At 62.3% G+C, this 16,473-nt stretch carries 14 protein-coding genes; 8 read left to right on the forward strand and 6 right to left on the reverse strand.

Annotated elements, in window-relative coordinates; all coding sequences use genetic code 11:
* From nuoL to M1R55_RS12755, 3 genes are all read left to right on the forward strand, one after another.
* The gene (gene nuoL / locus M1R55_RS12745) at positions 1-1,932 is read left to right on the forward strand and encodes an NADH-quinone oxidoreductase subunit L (RefSeq protein WP_249392124.1); all 1,932 of its coding nucleotides are present in this window, start codon (positions 1-3) and stop codon (positions 1,930-1,932) included.
* 154 nt (positions 1,933-2,086) lie between these two features.
* Positions 2,087-3,511: an NADH-quinone oxidoreductase subunit M gene (locus M1R55_RS12750; RefSeq protein WP_249392125.1), complete on the forward strand. Its 1,425-nt coding sequence runs from the start codon at positions 2,087-2,089 to the stop codon at positions 3,509-3,511.
* Positions 3,512-4,972 carry an NADH-quinone oxidoreductase subunit N gene (locus M1R55_RS12755; protein ID WP_249392126.1) on the forward strand — a complete coding sequence of 487 codons (1,461 nt, stop codon included), beginning with the start codon at positions 3,512-3,514 and terminating at the stop codon, positions 4,970-4,972. It abuts the gene before it with no gap.
* Positions 4,973-5,137: 165 nt separating this feature from the next.
* Here M1R55_RS12755 and M1R55_RS12760 read toward each other — a convergent pair whose 3' ends face one another.
* Both M1R55_RS12760 and M1R55_RS12765 read right to left on the reverse strand, forming a co-directional pair.
* Positions 5,138-6,634 carry a CHASE2 domain-containing protein gene (locus M1R55_RS12760; RefSeq protein WP_249392127.1) on the reverse strand — a complete coding sequence of 499 codons (1,497 nt, stop codon included), beginning with the start codon at positions 6,632-6,634 and terminating at the stop codon, positions 5,138-5,140.
* Complete coding sequence (locus tag M1R55_RS12765; protein WP_249392128.1) at positions 6,618-8,234, reverse strand: FecR domain-containing protein; 1,617 nt, start codon at positions 8,232-8,234, stop codon at positions 6,618-6,620. Before M1R55_RS12765 ends, M1R55_RS12760 begins: the two co-directional genes overlap by 17 nt.
* A 118-nt stretch (positions 8,235-8,352) precedes the next feature.
* Here M1R55_RS12765 and abc-f point away from each other — a divergent pair, with 118 nt between their 5' ends.
* A complete protein-coding gene (gene abc-f / locus M1R55_RS12770) occupies positions 8,353-10,239 on the forward strand; it encodes a ribosomal protection-like ABC-F family protein (RefSeq protein WP_249392129.1) in 1,887 nt (628 codons plus the stop codon).
* 12 nt (positions 10,240-10,251) lie between these two features.
* Here the strand turns inward: abc-f and M1R55_RS12775 are convergent, their stop codons facing one another.
* Positions 10,252-10,539: a hypothetical protein gene (locus M1R55_RS12775; protein WP_249392130.1), complete on the reverse strand. Its 288-nt coding sequence runs from the start codon at positions 10,537-10,539 to the stop codon at positions 10,252-10,254.
* 102 nt (positions 10,540-10,641) lie between these two features.
* On the opposite strand from M1R55_RS12775, the gene M1R55_RS12780 reads away from it, so the two are divergent.
* Positions 10,642-11,205 (forward strand): hypothetical protein, encoded by a 564-nt coding sequence (locus M1R55_RS12780; protein WP_249392131.1) that lies wholly within the window; start codon positions 10,642-10,644, stop codon positions 11,203-11,205.
* A gap of 1 nt (position 11,206) precedes the next feature.
* On the opposite strand, the gene M1R55_RS12785 is transcribed toward M1R55_RS12780, so the two are convergent.
* From M1R55_RS12785 to M1R55_RS12795, 3 genes are all read right to left on the reverse strand, one after another.
* Positions 11,207-12,430 (reverse strand): toxic anion resistance protein, encoded by a 1,224-nt coding sequence (locus tag M1R55_RS12785; RefSeq protein ID WP_249392132.1) that lies wholly within the window; start codon positions 12,428-12,430, stop codon positions 11,207-11,209.
* Between the two features lie 141 nt (positions 12,431-12,571).
* A complete protein-coding gene (locus M1R55_RS12790) occupies positions 12,572-13,180 on the reverse strand; it encodes a hypothetical protein (protein WP_249392133.1) in 609 nt (202 codons plus the stop codon).
* Between the two features lie 93 nt (positions 13,181-13,273).
* Complete coding sequence (locus M1R55_RS12795) at positions 13,274-13,594, reverse strand: barstar family protein (RefSeq protein WP_249392134.1); 321 nt, start codon at positions 13,592-13,594, stop codon at positions 13,274-13,276.
* Positions 13,595-13,673: 79 nt separating this feature from the next.
* Between M1R55_RS12795 and gatC the strand changes: the two genes are divergently transcribed.
* The 3 genes from gatC to M1R55_RS12810 all read left to right on the forward strand — a co-directional run bounded on the left by gatC (position 13,674) and on the right by M1R55_RS12810 (position 16,379).
* Entirely contained in the window at positions 13,674-13,964 is a 291-nt protein-coding gene (gene gatC, locus M1R55_RS12800) for an Asp-tRNA(Asn)/Glu-tRNA(Gln) amidotransferase subunit GatC (RefSeq protein WP_249392135.1), read from the forward strand.
* On the forward strand, positions 13,964-15,256 hold the full coding sequence (serS, locus tag M1R55_RS12805; protein WP_249392136.1) for a serine--tRNA ligase: 1,293 nt from the start codon (positions 13,964-13,966) through the stop codon (positions 15,254-15,256). Before gatC ends, serS begins: the two co-directional genes overlap by 1 nt.
* A gap of 67 nt (positions 15,257-15,323) precedes the next feature.
* A complete protein-coding gene (locus M1R55_RS12810; RefSeq protein ID WP_249392137.1) occupies positions 15,324-16,379 on the forward strand; it encodes a type III polyketide synthase in 1,056 nt (351 codons plus the stop codon).
* Positions 16,380-16,473 lie beyond the last annotated feature (94 nt).

Below are 16,473 nucleotides of genomic sequence, written 5' to 3' on the forward strand. Positions count from 1 at the left end.
ATGTCCTTGTCTTCGGTGCCCCTCTACCTCCTTCCGCTGTTTCCGCTCCTCGGCTTCGCCCTGCTGATCTGCCTGCCGCGCCTGTTTCCCGGCAAGTCCGGCGGCCTGCTGGGTTCGGCTGCCGTTTTCGCCAGCTTTTTAGTCGCGTTGGTGCGCTTCCTCGGCCAAACCGACACGCCCTCCCACGAAATCCTGTGGACGTGGCTGCCCAATATGGCCCTGAACGCCAACCTCAGCGTCGGCTTTTATCTGGATCAACTGAGCGCCCTGATGGCCCTGATCATCACGGGCGTCGGTTTCCTGATTCACGTCTATTCCCTCAGCTACATGAGCCACGATCCCAAGTTCACGCGCTTTTTCGCGTTCCTGAATTTCTTCGTGGCGATGATGCTGATTCTGGTCTTGGCCGACTCCTACCCCCTCATGTTCGTGGGCTGGGAAGGCGTGGGCACGGCGTCCTATCTGCTCATCGGGTTCTGGTACGCCGGACGCCACGCCACCACCACCAATCCCCAACTGGCCGATGAGAGCAACCGCGAGGGCATCAGCAATTCCAACGCCGCCCGCAAAGCCTTCATCATGAACCGCATCGGCGATCTGGGCTTCATGCTGGGCATGTTCCTGATCTACAAGCTGTACGGCACGCTGTCTATTCCCGAACTGGCCGAACGTGCCGAATCCACGCGGGTGGCGGTGGCCGGAATAGAACTGGCCTGTCTGTTCCTGTTGGTGGGCGCCATCGGTAAAAGCGGCCAGTTGCCCCTCACCACCTGGCTTCCCGACGCGATGGCTGGCCCCACCCCGGTGTCGGCCCTGATTCACGCGGCCACGATGGTCACGGCGGGCGTGTATCTGGTGGCCCGCAGCCACTTCCTGTACGATCTGGCCCCCAATGCGTCGCTGTGGGTGGCATGGATCGGCGGCCTGACGGCGCTGTATGGTGCGCTCTCGGCCCTCAACCAGCATGACATCAAAAAGATTCTGGCCTATTCCACCGTGTCGCAACTGGGCTACATGTTCATGGCGGTGGGCCTGCACGCGTATTCGGCGGGCGTCTTCCACCTGCTCACCCACGCTTTCTTCAAAGCTCTGCTGTTCCTCGCGGCGGGCGCAGTTATTCACGCGCTGCACGATCAGCAAGACGTGCGGCAGATGGGCGGCATGCGGAAGTTCATGCCCTTTACCCACATCGTTTCTCTGGCGGGCGTGCTGGCTATTTCGGGCATTCCGATCTGGAGCGGCTTCTTTTCCAAGGATGCGATCTTGGCCTCTGCCTACGAAGCCAACCCCATGCTGTACGTGATCGGGCTGGGCGTGGCTCTGCTCACTGCCTTCTACATGGGACGCTGGTATTTCCTGGTGTGGCGCGGAGACTACCGGGGTAATGTGGCCCACCCGCACGAAGCCGACATGACGATGAAAGTACCTCTGGGCGTGTTGGCTGCACTCGCCACCTTTGGCGGACTGCTTAACATTCCCACCTTCTTGGGCGGCAACCACGCCTTCGACAACTACATTGGCCGCGCCATTCCGCTGCACGAACACGAGATCCCGGTCAGTACCGAGTGGCTGCTGACTGCTCTGGCCGTCGCTGCAGGCATCATCGGGCTGCTGTGGGCCGCCGCCGAACACCGCCGCCGCAGCCTGGCCGATGGGCCACTGGGCGCACTGAGTACCAACGCGCTGTATCTGGACGCCCTCTACGACAACACTGTCAGCGCTCCCAGCCGCGCCCTCGCCGGAGCCTTCGACAGCCTTGACCGGGGCACCGATGGTTTGGTGAACGGCATTGCCCGCAACGCTGGAGCGCCGGGAGTCCTGTTTACCCGCTGGCAAAGCGGCTTCGTGCGGGCCTACGCGGTGTCCATGCTGTTGGGCACGGCGCTGATGCTGGGCTACTGGGCACTGAAGACGATTGGAAGTGGGGCGTGAGTGGAATTCTAGGAAGGTCAAGAGCTGTGGGCTGTCGTTTTCGCCTCATGGCGATCCAGACCGGTGAACTCCTCAATCGCCACGATCTTTCCCTACATTCCAACGCCCTCCCCACATCTCACGTGCCACATCCCACAACCCTTAGAGGCCCCCAATGATCCACTTCATGATTTTCCTGCCGCTGCTGGGGTCGCTGCTGCTGCTGATTACCCCCGTGCGTTGGCGTGAGGAGGTGGCCGGATTCTTCGCCGCCGCCACGCTGGGCCTCGGCATCGGCATCTGGCGGGCGGGCGGCGCAGACCTGTTCAGCATCAACTGGGTGCCGTCGCTGGGCATCACCTACTCGGTCGCGCTGGACGGTGTGAGCCTCACACTGGCACTGGTCACGGCTTTCATGACCCTGATTGCCATTCTGTACGCCTCGCGGCGGGTGGCGAATCCTGGCACGATGCTGGCCTTGATTCTGGCTATGGAAACGGGTCTGATCGGCATTTTCGCCGCTCGCGACCTGATCCTCTTTTATGTGTTCTTCGAGGATGCCCTGCTGCCCGCCCTGCTGATGCTGGCGATCTACGGCAAATCGCACCGGATGCGGGCGCTGGTCAAATTCGCGGCCTACACGCTGTTTGGCAGCCTGCTGATGCTGGTTTCTATTATTGGCATCAAGTCGCTGGGGGGGAGCCCCACCTTTGCGCTGGTGGATCTGGCGGCCAACACGGTCACTGGCCCGGCCCAGACGTGGCTGTATCTGGGGTTCCTCGCGGCGATGGCGGTCAAGCTTCCGCTCTGGCCGCTGCACGCCTGGCTCCCCGATTTCCACGAGCAGAACCACGACAGCGGCATTCCCGATCTGATGGGCACGCTATACAAGGTGGGCGGTTACGGCATCTTCCGCTTCGGCATAGAACTGTTCCCCGATGCCTCCGAGCAACTGCGCCCCATCCTGATGGGACTGGCCGCATTCACGGCCCTGTACGCCGCGTGGATCGCCTTCCGGCAAACCAACTGGAAACGCCTGTTGGCCTACGCGGGTCTGTCTCACATGGGGTTCGTGGCGCTGGGCGTGTTCAGTCTCAACGAAACTGCCGTGATTGGGGCAATGTATCTGCTGGCCTTCCAGAACGTGTATACCGGGGCGCTGTTCCTGGCCGTCGGGATGCTTCAGGAGCGCATCGGCAGCCTCGATACCCGCGTGGGCGGCGTGATGAATCAGGCGGGTGCGCTGGGCGGCCTCACGATGGCGCTGTGGTTCGCCTCTATCGCCGTGCCCGGTTTTGCCGGATTCGTCGGAGAATTCAGCATCCTGTTGGGCGCGTATCAGGTGCAGCCGTGGATTACTTTCGTGGCAGGCCTGACCACCATTGCCGCCGCTGTGTACGCCCTGAGTGCCTTCCAGACCACCTTCTGGCAGGGCCGCCCGCTGGGTGGAATCAAAGTGGCCGACCTGCACGGCACCGAATGGCTGGTGCTGGGGCTGCCGCTGGCTGTGGCCCTCTTCTTCGGGGTGTATTCGGCCCCGGCCATCAACCTGATCCAACCAGCGGTCAAAACCGTTCTTGCTGCGCTGGGAGCCAATTAAATGCCTGAATCCGCACTGCAAATTCCTGATGTGAAACTGGCGGCCATGCTGCCCATCCTGATTGTGCTGGCCGGAGCCATTGCCAGCACGGTTCTGGGCTTCAACCTCCCGCGCCGCGCCCTGACCATCATCAATCTGGTCATGTTGGTCTTGTCGGGCGTCAGCATGGTCACGCTCTGGGACAGCGGCGCAACTGCCTTCGGCGGCGGCCTGCAAGCCGACAACGCCGCCATTTTGCTGGGCCTCACCATTCTTGTAGGCAGCATCATGACGCTACTGGTCAGCCTCGATACGGCCTACCGCGCCCGCGTGTCGTTTCCCGAATTCGACGCCATGCTGATGTACGCCATCACAGGCACGCTGCTCATTGCCTTTTCCGGCGACCTGATCGTGATGCTGATCGGGCTGGAAATCATGAGTCTCAGCGGGTATGTGCTGGCAACACTGCAAGCCTCGCGCCGCGCCGAAGAATCGGGCCTGAAGTATTTCCTGCTGGGCGCGGTGGGCAGCGCTATCCTCATTTACGGCATCGCCTTCGTGTACGGCGCAACCGGCAGCCTCAGTTACGCCGGAATTGCTGCCAAAGCCAGCGGCCTCACGCCTGCCAACGTGGGTATTCTGGTCGGCGGCGCACTCCTGATGTTGGCGGGGTTTGCCTTCAAAGTCGCGCTGGCTCCCTTTCACCAGTGGACGCCGGATGTGTACGGCGGAGCGCCCACCAGCGTCAGTCTGTTCCTGAGTACGGTGGTGAAGGTCGCCGCCTTTGCCGGAATGCTGCGCGTGTTTGGCGGCGCACTGGCCGACGCGCCCGGTTGGGCCTCGGTACTGCAAATCCTCACGGCGGCTACTCTGATCATCGGCAATACGGCGGCCCTGTTGCAGCGCAACTTTAAGCGGATGCTGGCCTATTCGGCGGTGGCCCATACGGGATTCCTCGCCATGTGCCTGCTGGGTACCCCCCAAGCAGGCGGCGCGGCACTGGGCTACTACCTGCTCGTGTACACCCTGATGACGGCAGCAGCCTTGGCCGTAGTCGCTGCCCTCCAGCGCGATGAAACGGGCATGGAAATTGATGATCTGCGCGGCCTGTATTACCGCCATCCGGCCTACGCGGTGGCGCTGGCCGTGTGCCTCGCGTCGCTGGCGGGTCTGCCCCCCTTCGCCGGATTTTTCGGTAAGTATCTGGCGTTTCAGGCGGCCTTCCAGAATGGGTACGTGTGGATCAGCGTGCTGGCCGCCCTCACCAGCGTGGCCGCGCTCATCTACTATCTGCGCCCCGCCATGCTGATGTTCATGCCCGACCGCACGCCTGCCCGCGAATACCCGAACGGCCAGCGCACGCCCACCAATTTTGCCGTCGTATTGGGAGTATTGGGCGTCACGGTGCTGGGCGTCTTGCCCAATATCTGGTATGGTTGGGTACAGAATCCGGCGATCTGGCTGTTCCTGGCAGGAAGGTAAGGGAGGGTGGGGGGTAGATCGTTCGTGGTCGCCCCCCACTTCTGCGGACTGTATTCACAACCAAGCTGCTGAGTAAACCAAAGTAAGTACAACAAAGAAGGCCGTCCAACTTGGGCGGCCTCACTGCTTTATCGTTTTTCTCTGCGATCTTCCTTCCCGCCGTCCCTACTCCCTCTGCTCCCGCTGGTACTTCATGCGGTAGCGGCTGCGGCTGGCAGCTTCGATCAGTTCTACGGGTGTGCGGATATCGGGGGTGGTGGTGGCCGCGCCCACGCTGGCCCGCAGCGGGATGTCCCGGAAGGAAATGGCGTCGAGGGTGCGCTGCACTCGTTCGGTGATCACGGCCAAGTCTAGATCGTCGGTATTGTCGAGCAGCACGGCGAACTCGTCTGCGCCCCAACGGAAGATCACGTCACCTCGGCGCTTGTGGGTCTGAATCCGGGCCGCGAGGTCACGCAGCAGTTCGTCTCCAGCGCTGCGGCCATACGTATCGTTGACCTTCCGGAAGCCACTCAGATCGACCAGCAGCAGCCCCAGCGGGCGTTCGGCGCGGGCGGCCCAACGGTGTTCCACGGCGCGGGTAAAGGCCAATCGGTTGCCCAATCCGGTCAGCGGGTCGAGCGTGCCGATATTTCGTAAATTCCACCAGCGTTCCAATGCCACCAACGCCGTGCCCAGAATGGCTGCCAGCGAAATCGTGACGCCCGGTAAGAGGATATTGGCGAGCCACAGTGGGACGGCCAGAGACAGCGCCAGCAGCGCAATCCCGAAGCCCCACAGCCCCCGCGCCAGCACCGCAGCACTGGCCGCCAGCACGCACAGCAAGACGGTGAGCCACAGTGGAATCTGCTGAAACGGCGGACTGAGAAGGCTGGACACGGCCCGTGCCTGAAGCAGTGCGCCGGACACCACTTCGCCCGTCACGTCGCGCAGGGTTTGACCGCCCAGACCGCCGTTGCCTAGCCCAGTCGCCGTCAGGCCAATCAGCACCACCCGGCCCTGAAGATCGCTGTAGCGCACATTGCCGTTGACCACATCTCGGAAAGACAGGACGGGCAGACGTTCCAGATCGGGCCGGGTATAGCGCAGCACACGCGGTGTAGTGTTCAGCGGCACGTCGCGGCCCGCGATCACGGCCACCTGCCGGGCCAAGCTCGGAACGAGTTTGCTTTGGGCAGAGGCCATGTCGTTTTCACGGTATGCCGCCTGAAAAGAACGCACCAAGCCGTCGGAGGCGATGTTCAGGGCACTGACTCCGGTGGGGGAGCGCCAATCGGGGTGGGCGGCGGTGGTGTCCTCGCCGGGGGCGGTTGCCAGCACCACGTTGGGGCGGCTAAAGGCGTCGGCCAGACGTTGGTCGTTCTGCGCCGGATCGCTGAGGATCACGTCTATGCCGATGGCCCGCGCCCCCGCCTCATCCAGCGTGTTCAGTGCTTGGCCGTACAGCTCGCGGGGCCAACTGTCCAGCCGTCCGTAATCGCGCAGGCTGGCGTCATCGATGCCGATCACCACGACGCGTTGGTCGGCAGGACTGGGTAAAGCGCGGTTCAGGGCGTCGTGCAGCCGCACATTGTCGGGCACCAGCAGGGCCAGGGCCGCTGCCAAGACCGCCGCCGCCGGCACGGTATAGCGGGCCAGCGAGCGTTCAGGGGAGAGCAGCATAACTCTCGTTTCCGGCCCCGTCCTGCACGCTGACCCGGATGGGAACGGCAGATGTAGGTGCGGGCAGCAGCACACTAAAGTTGCCCTGCACGCGCCAGGTGTAGCTGAGGTCGCCCAAAGTGACGGTCAGAAGGGGCTGAGTCGTACCCGCGTCGGCCACCTGTCCGGTCAGGGTCAGAATGCGGCCCTCGACGCTGGCTCTGAGGTTGCTGACGACAGGCGCGGTGCGGTCGAGGCGAATCTGGCGCGTTTGCGTGACTGTCTGTCCAAAGCGGGTGGCTGTCACCTGCACGGCGTACTCTCCTTCTGGCAGCGTGTCTTGCAAGCGTTCTAACCGGAACAGCCCTTCTGTCCCCTCCGCGGCACTGAGGTTGACGGTGCGTCCGGCAATGGTGGCGGTCACGGTGGCGCCCTGCAGGCTGCGGGCAGACAGGGCCAACTCCCGCAGGCTGCTGGGCGTCGGGTCGAGCTTAAAGACCAGAGGCCGCGCCCGTTCCGCGTCACGCGCAATATTAAAGGCGTCGAGGGCGTCAGGCGTCAGGGGCTGAAGTTGGCCGCCTTGCTGCCGCTGCTCGCCTTCCGACACGGTGACATCCTCATCGCTGGCCAGAGCTACCTGCCCCTCGAACACTTTTACGAGGCCGTTGGCATCGACCCGGAAGACGGTTCCGCGTACCGCCGTACTGACCACAGGCGTGGTGATCTTGTAGCCGCCCTGCCCCTTTTGCACCACGTTGCAGGCACTGCCGCGCAGAAGTTGTAGGGTCACTTCCCGGCCCTGCGCGGTCTTGTCTATGGCGATCACGCTCAGTTCGCTCTGCTCGGTCAGGCGCAGGTAGCCGCCGCCTGTAAAGCCCACTTCGGCCCAGGTATTGGTGTCGGTGGTCAGGCGCTCGCCTGCGGCCAAATCGTCGCCCACAGCGGCATTCACAGACGCAGCCCCACCCCGGAACAACTTCACACCGCCGCGAGTGGCCTCGATGGTGGCGGTTCCGGCTCCCCTGAACTGGGCCGCATACCAGGGATCGGTTTCACGGAAGTCGCTGATTTGCCCGGTCTTGAGGGCAATCTGCTGACCTGCCCGCACAGTGGTAATACGTGCGCCTATCGCCAGACGGCTGGAACCACTGATGACGGCCACCCGCAGCGTGGAACCGCCGGGAGCGAGGTCAACCCGCACTTGCCCGGTTCCGTCTATAAACAGGTGGTTGCCCTGAACATGCACCTCTACTGGGCCCCGCAGCAGGAACTGGCCTTCCAGCAAATCGGCCTCTTGCAGGTAGGTTCTGAGCCTGGAGGCGCTGCCGACCACGACCTGACCTGTCCCACTTTGAAGGACGGCGCGGCCTGTGCCTGTGCGGAGGCCCAGCGCAACACTGGATATTCCGGCCTGCGTGCGCCAGACATTGCCCGCTTCCTGAATTTCTACTCGGCTCGCTGCCTCGCGCACAGTGAGGAACGCCGCCTGTGCACTGGCCTGACCGAGGCCCAAAGCGCCCACCCATAGGCTCATTCCCAAAAGTCCAGCCGACAGACCGCTCTTCAGGGGAGCCTGGACTTGAAGAATTTGGGGAGTAGAAACCTGAGCAGACAACTTCACACTTCTAGTCTAAGCGAAGAATCTGACAAATATACATCTGACTGCCAGAAATTTGACACCAAGATATATGGGAGCGTGCCGGGAGAGAAGCCGAGTGCTGGGCGGTATAGTACAGGGCGTGCTTGTTGCTGTGCAGGATGCCATCAAAGAATATGGGCCGTTGACCGTGCTTTCAGAGGTCACTTTTGCCGTTCAACCCGGCGACCGCGTGGGGCTGGTGGGACGCAACGGCGCGGGCAAAAGCACGCTGTTGCGCCTGCTGACGGGTGAAATTGCCCCGGACGGAGGGACGGTGCGGCGTTCTCCGGGGGTGAGGGTGCGGGCACTGCGCCAAGATCCGGTGTTTGCAGACGGCTCTACGGTAGACAGCATTCTGGACGCGGCCTTCCATGATTTGGACGCACTGGAAGCTGAACTGGAAACGGCGGCGGCGGCCATGAGCAGCGGTACCCCCGAAAGCGTAATGCACCATGAAGAGGTACTGGAGCATTACGTGAGGCGTGGGGGCTACGAACGCCGCAGCCGCAAAGATGCCGTAACACTGGCGTTCGGCTTCCGGGGCCGTGAAACCGATCTGGTATCGGCGCTCAGTGGCGGCGAACGCACCCGGCTGGGGCTGGCGGCGTTGCTGGTGGAAAACCCCGATGTCCTATTGCTGGACGAGCCGACCAACCACCTCGACATCGTGATGGTGGAATGGCTGGAAAGTTTTTTATCGCGTTACCCCGGCGCAGTGTTGGTCATCAGCCACGACCGGACTTTTCTGGATACAGTGACCCGCGAAACGGCGTATCTGCGCGGTGGCGGCCTGAAGGTATACGCGGGCGGGTACACCATTTTCCGCGAAAATCTGGACGCCGAACTGGAACGGCAGGCTACTGCTGCCGCGCAGGATGCCAAACAGGTGGCCGCCCTGCAAAGTAGCGCCGACCGCATGAAGATCTGGGGGCTGGGCATGAGTAAGCTGGCCCGCCGCGCCAAAGCGATGCAGGCCCGCGTAGACCGCATGCAGGCCCGCGCCACCGCCGCCCCGCCCGCCGCCGAGCGCACCACCCGCATCGTGTTTCACGCCCCGGAAAGCGGAGACGTGGTGCTGGACGCCCGCCATGTGACGCGCCGAATAGAGGGCAGGCACGGCCCGCGCACCCTGTTCGAGGATGTGAACGTGCAACTGCGCCGGGGCGAGCGAGTGGCGATCATTGGCCGCAACGGGGCAGGCAAAACCACGCTGCTGAAGGCCTTGTTGGGGCTGGAACCCAGCAACGACCCCCGCGCCCGCGTCCTTACTGGGGCAAGAGTCACGGTGGGCTACTACGATCAGGCGCTGCGCGGCGTAGACCCCAGCCAAACGCTGTACGACGTGGCCCGCGAGTACGTCTCCAAAGACCCGGAAGCCCACGACCTGCTGGGAACCTTCATGTTTCCTTACGATCAGCACGACAAGCAGGCCAAGATTCTGTCGGGCGGCGAACGGGCGCGACTGGCTATGCTGAAACTGGCACAGGAAGACCACAACCTGCTGGTGATGGACGAGCCGACCAACCACCTCGATATGGAAATGGTGGAATCGCTGGAAGAAGCGCTGACTGCGTTTACAGGCACCCTGATCATGGTCAGCCACGACCGCGCCTTTATTGAGGGGCTGGCTGACCGAATCTGGCTGATCGAGGACGGCCTGTTCTATGAATATCCCGGCTGGGCCGACTACAAAGCCAAGCACAAGCCTGTGCTGCCCAATGTTCCGGCGGTGGTGACTGCTCCGAAACCCGCGCCAGCCAAAGGCAAAGGCCTGTGGCATCTCAAGCGGCAGGTGGAAGTGCTGGAAGCCGAAGTTGCCCGCCTGGAAGCACACCTGATGGACGCCCAGAACGCCCTACATGCAGCAGGTGCAGGGGCCGATTACGCCGCACTAGGACAGGCCGCGCACGATCTGGAGGCCGAACTGGAAGCGAAAGTGGCCGAGTGGAGTGACAAGCAAGCCGAAGTTGAAGAGAAGGGCGGGTAAGCTCTACGCCCTTTAAACCACTATCCGCTTAAAGTTCCCTTCTTCGTCCACCGCCGACAATTGCCCATACGCCAACTCGCGGGCCACCACCTCGGCCATGTCGCGGCCCAGATCGGCGGCGTTGCGCTGCTCCGTTTCCAGTGGCTCGGCCACTACGTCAAACCCGCGCAGGGCGTCCTGATCCTGGTGGCGCACCTCGATTTGCAATTTGCCGTCCATCACATGCGTCACGCTCAGGCCTTCGCGGGGGTCGGGAGTGTAGGCAGTTTCAAATGCGCTCACAACGTCTTGGAGATTCATGGGCGCAGTCTGGCGCAGGGGCAGGGTGGGCGGCCTTTAGGGACTCTTGAAATGGATTGGGAGCATCAGCGGGGCGTCAGTGACCGACTGTTAAGCTACGGTATGCGCCGCCTAATTCCGCTTGTGTTGGGCCTGAGTCTGACAGCCTCTGCAACTTCATGGCTGCCACCACAGCCGATGCTCATTGGCTCAGATTACGGCAATTACGCTTTTAAACTCTTGCCACAGAATGTGGATCAGCCCACTGCCTCTGCCCGTACCGCCTATGGCGAACTGGTGCAGATGTCACCCAATGGCACGCTAAAGACGGTTTGGAAACGTCAGTTGGCTAACCTTCCTGCGAAAGTGATGCTAAATTCAGGGGGGCAGGTGGTGACGATAGACAACCACGCAGGCTACGGTCAGCCCAAAAATGCCCTTGTCATCTATGGCCTCAAGGGTCAAGTACTCGCCAATTACAGTTTCGATCAGCTTGTGCCTAAGCCAGCAGATTGTCGTGCCTGCTATCTGCTAGGCGAGCCATTTCTCATGGCTGGATTTAGGATCAAATGGGCTTATTACGATGTGCCTCATCTGGCCTTGCGCGACGAAAACGGCAAAGGGCCAACCACCAACCTTGTGACGGGCAAGCTTAAAACGAATTGGAATGGGCAGGAACGCCGCTGACCTACAGCTTCAAATCCCCCTTCTCCGTCACGTTCAGCCCCAACGCTACGTCCCGTGACGCTTGCTGACGTTCCCGGTCTAGGTACGTCTGAGCGTGGCTCACCTCTTGGTCAAGCACCGAAATGGTGTCCTTAAAGCGCTCTAGCGCCTGCGTGCGGTAGGTGCTGATGGCGTCCAGTGCGCCGTACACATCGCGGAAGGCGGCCTGAATAATCTGCGGGTCTACAGTGGCGCTGCCCGCCTGTTTCTGAATCTCGGTGGATTGCTGCTTGAGGAGAGACGCGGTGCTGCCGATCATTCGCCCGGTGGTGTCGTTCAGCGCGGTCACCTGTCCCAGCACGGCCTGTTGCGTGCCCAGCGCCTGCGCCACCATGATCGCGGTTCGCAGCGCACTAACGGTGGTGGTGCTGGCGCGGTCTACACCTTTAATCAGTTCCATGTTGTTGCGGCGCACCAGATCCAGCGCGAGGTAGCCCTGAATTCCTACTGCCAACTGTGTGAGCAAGTCGGTCACACGTTGGCGCACCGCAAACAGCAATTCCTCGCGCACAATACGGGCCTTGTCGGGGTCAGTGGCTTGCAACGTGGTCAGGCGGGCGGTCAGGGCCTCATCCACCGATTTCCCCACATGCGCGTATTGCCGCAGCTTTTGCATGGTTTCCCACAGGTGTACCTTCTCGGTTTCAATGCTGGCATTGTCGCGCCGCAGTTCATCCTGAGAGCGGTACAGCGCCTCAAGAATCGCGTTCAGATGCGACTGGGCGCTCTGATACCTGTCCATCGCGTTCTGCGCCTTGCGTCCACCCGGCAGCTTGCCCAGAAACCCGCGCACGGTGGGCGTGCGGGAAGGATCAAGGTCTTCCACGGTGCGCCGCAGGTCGGTCAGGCCGCGCAAAATGTCGCTGCCCTCGGCCAACGCCCCGGCTTTAGAGGCCCGCAGCGGGCGTTCCATCATGCGGCTCGATACCTGTGCCGCTGCCCGCTGCTCCTGTGCGCCCAACTCGTGTACGGCGTCCAGTTTGCGCTTGAAGGTGTCGCTGTGCGTGCCCGCCGACAGCACATCTTCCACAAAAGCTCGGGCCAGCGTGTCCAGCCGGGCGCGGTCTTCGGCAGAGAGCGGCACCATGTTGGAAGCGTCGCCCGCACCGACTTGAGGCACAGATGCGGGCACGTTCAGACCTTCGGGTGGGGTCAGCGGCGAGAGGGGGCCAGATTTATCGCTCATGCTCCCCAGTACGCACCCAGATGGGTGTGGGTTGCATCGGGCGAAAGGTGGAGGCGCAGGGGCCAGAGCTTATGCCATAGCAAAGCAGAGGGCAGGGAAGAGGAAACGCCCTCTCGCACCCGCCCTGAATCCCATCTGTTTTTAGTTCAGCCTGACCCGCACATCGGCAGGACGGATCAGAAAGCCCTGACCCTTGAAGGCCGAGCGAATGGTGTACTGGCCTGCGGGGAGCGCCTGGCCTGCGCCATTTTTGCCGTCCCAGTTGATCTTCAGTACATTGGCGGTTTCGCCTGCTGCGGCGCGGGTCATGATCAGTTGCATGGTGCAGATACCGTTTTTCGGGTCAGGGCGGACGATCTCGCCTGCCGCGTTCACCACCTCGAACCGCAGATCGCAGGCCCCGTGATCGATGCTGATTTCACTCGTGCCTGTGTTGGTCAGTTGCAACGTCCAGACACCGGGTGCGCCGCCGGGGGTCAGGGTGCTGGGGCCAGCCAGGACGGCGCGGTGGGGTTGCACCAGCGGGTTGCCAGTGGTGGGCAGAGTGGTGGGGGCGCTGACAGTGGGCGTCGTCGGTGTGCTGGGCGTGGGAGTAACTGGGGTGGTCGGCGCGGGTGCAGGAGCCGCGGTGCGGGTGGGCGGCAGGGCCGGAATATCCTTGATATCGATGGCCTGCCCCATTCCGGCACTCAGCACGGCGCACGAGAGGGCCAGCATGGTCAGCAACTTCACGGGTGTTCTCTTAGACATAGCTTTACCTTGCACCCTGCCGCCTGATTGTGGGTGAGGCTGGGTAAACGTGGCGGTCAGATTTGAGACGAAGACTCTATTGGAGAGCTTGGCTCAACACAAAACGAGCGCGAGTTGGGGCGGTTCTCCACAGTCAAGAGCGCGGCGATTGACGAAGGCTACGCACTCAAGGAACGTTGAGGCAAGTTCTGGATAGCTGGCAGAAAAAGTCTTAAACTCTGTAACGCGAATCAGCAACAACTCTCCAGCTCCCAGAGTGAATTTTGTCATGCCATCGTCCAAATAGGTCAGGCAATCAATCCACGCGTTCATGTTTCGGCCATAGAACTCTGGGAATCCGAACACTTCACTGCACACGTCATGGAACGTGTCCCAATCAAAAATTCTAGAAGTTTCCAATTCGACTTCAGCCATCCGGTCATCTTAGCGGGCAGTGGCCTTACGCCACCCTGCCGATGCCGCCCCAATCCTCTGCCCCCGTATACTCCGGGGCATGATCGACGCGGCCCAGATAGACCACCTCGCGCAGCTTGCCCGCTTGCAACTGACCCCCGAAGAACGCCAGACCATGCAGGACGACCTGAACTCCATCCTCGGTTACTTTGAGCAATTGAGCGCCGTGCACACCGAAGGCGTGGCCGAAATGCAGCGCCCCGTAACTCTGGTGAACGTGCTGCGCGACGACGTACCCGCAGAAGCCTTCAATGTGTCGGTGGTGGCTGCCCTCGCCCCTGAAATGCAGGACAATTTTATCCGTGTGCCGCGCACCGTAGAGGCCGACTGATGCTTGACCTGAAATTTATCCGTGAGAACGCCGGAGCCGTGAAGCACGCCATTGCCGTGAAGGGCGTGACGCTGGATCTGGATGATCTGTTGCAAGTTGACCGCGAACTGCTGGAGCTGAAGCAGCGGGTGGAGGCGATGCAGGCCGAGCGCAACGCCAACGCCAAGTTGGTGCCCAAGGCCACGCCCGACGAGCGCCCCACGCTGATTCAGAAGGGCAAGGACTTGGGCGAGGAACTGAAAAGCTTGGAACCCCAACTCCGCGCCAACGAGGACATGCTGCGGCAATTGTTGTTGCGCGTGCCCAACATTCCGCACGAGTCGGTGCCAGTGGGCCGCGACGATTCCGAGAACGTGGAACTGCGCCGCGAGGGAACGTTGCCGCACTTCGACTTCACGCCGCTGGATCATGTGGAGTTGCTGGAAAAGCACGGCTGGGCCGACGCCGAGCGCGTGGCCCGCGTCAGCGGTAGCCGCAGCTATCTGCTGAAGGGCGACGCGGCAATGCTGGAAATGGCCGTGTTGACCTTTACCATGAATTTTCTGGCCGCCAGAGGGTTCATGCCCCTGACCACCAGCGCCCTCGTGCGGCCCGAAACCTTTGTAGGCAGCGGGCATTTTCCGGGTGGAGAAGATCAGGTCTACAAGATAGAAGGCAGCGAATTGATGCTGGCTGGAACCGCCGAAGTGCCCGTGAATAGCCTGTATGCGGGCGAGCAACTGCCGCTGGAAGCCCTGCCGATGGCGTTTGCCGCCCTCAGCGCCGCTTTTCGCAGTGAGGCGGGCAGCGCGGGCCGGGATGTCCGTGGCCTGATCCGCGTCCACGAGTTCCGCAAAGTCGAACAGTACGTGCTGTGCCGCGCCGAGGAAGCCGAGGCGATGCGCTGGTTTGAGGCGATTCTGGCGAACGCCGAAGCCCTGCTGCAAGCGCTGGAACTGCCCTACCGCGTGGTGCAGAACTGCACGGGCGACATGGGCGCGGGCAAAGTGCTGATGTACGACATAGAAACCTGGGTGCCCAGCGAGCAGATTTACCGCGAAACGCATTCCTGCTCGTATCTGGGAGACTGGCAGGCCCGCCGCACCGGACTGCGTTACCGCGATGAACACGGCAAATTGGTGTTCGCCCATACGCTGAACAATACCGGCATTGCCTCGCCGCGCATTCTGGTTCCCCTGCTCGAAAACCACCAGCAGGCCGATGGAACTATTCGTGTGCCTGCCGCTCTGCGCCCTTACCTGGGCGGCCGCGAGGTGCTGGGGCAAGTGGCAGCGGCAGTCACGGCTTCCTAAGGGCCACTCCGCCTAACCGTCACTCTGGGCACGACAACAACTGCACGCAGGGGGCAGAATGCGGCTGATGCAAGACGCCCCCGCTCCTGTCCTCCGTTCTCTGGTCACGGGGCATCCGCCCTACCGCGTGTCGCAAACCGAGATTCGTGAAGCCGCCCGCACCCTCTTTCCGCGTATGGTGGCCCGCCGGGGCATGTTGGACGTGTTCAGCAACGCGCAAATTGATTCACGGGCCATTGCTCGTCCGCTGGACTGGTACTTGCAGCCACGTGGCCTGGGCGAAAAAAACGCCGTGTTTATCGAGGAAGCCCGTGCCCTGATTGTTCGGCTGACGCGGGAAGCTCTGGCCCGTGCCGAAGTTGCTCCGTCCGAGGTGGACGCCGTGCTGATCGTCAATACCAGCGGCCTGAGTACGCCCAGTCTGGATGCCCACCTGATCGACACTCTGGGCCTAAATCGCCATGCCGTGAGGTTGCCCATATGGGGGCTGGGCTGTGCGGGCGGGGCAGCGGGATTGGCGCGGGCCGCCGATCTGGTGCGGGCAGGTTTCCGGCGTGTGCTGCTGGTGGCCGTCGAACTGTGCAGCCTGACGCTGGTGCGCGGCGACGAGTCCCAGAGTAATTTCGTGGGCACGGCCCTGTTTGCCGATGGTGGCGCGGCGTTGGTGGTCACGGCGGCAGACGTGCCCGGCCCTGAACCTTTGGTGGCCCTCCCCGGCGCATATTCCACCCTGATCGAAGATTCCGCCGACATCATGGGGTGGGACGTGATCGATGAAGGCCTGAAAGTGCGCTTCAGCCGAGATATTCCGGCGTTGGTTCGCTCCATGATGCGCCAGAACGTAGCCGAAGCCTTGGCCACCCAGGGCTGGACTGCCGACAATCTGACCTATGTCGTCCACCCCGGCGGAGTCAAGGTGGTGGCCGCCTACGAGGAAGCCCTCAGCCTCGGCGCAGGCACGCTGGACGCCAGCCGCCGCGTGCTGGCCGCGCACGGCAACATGAGTAGCGTCACCGTACTGTTCGTGTTGGAGGAAGTGCTGAAAGCCAATCCCACCGGACGCGGCCTACTCAGTGCGATGGGGCCGGGATTCAGCGCCGAGCATGTGCTGCTGGAATTCTAGATTGCACTGAAACACAAGCTCTCGCTTACGGCCGTCGCCCACCAAGGAACCTGAACCAGCGCGTAGCAAAAGGGGCCACACGCAGTAGCCCCCA

This window comes from Deinococcus sp. QL22, assembly GCF_023370075.1.
GTDB lineage: Bacteria > Deinococcota > Deinococci > Deinococcales > Deinococcaceae > Deinococcus.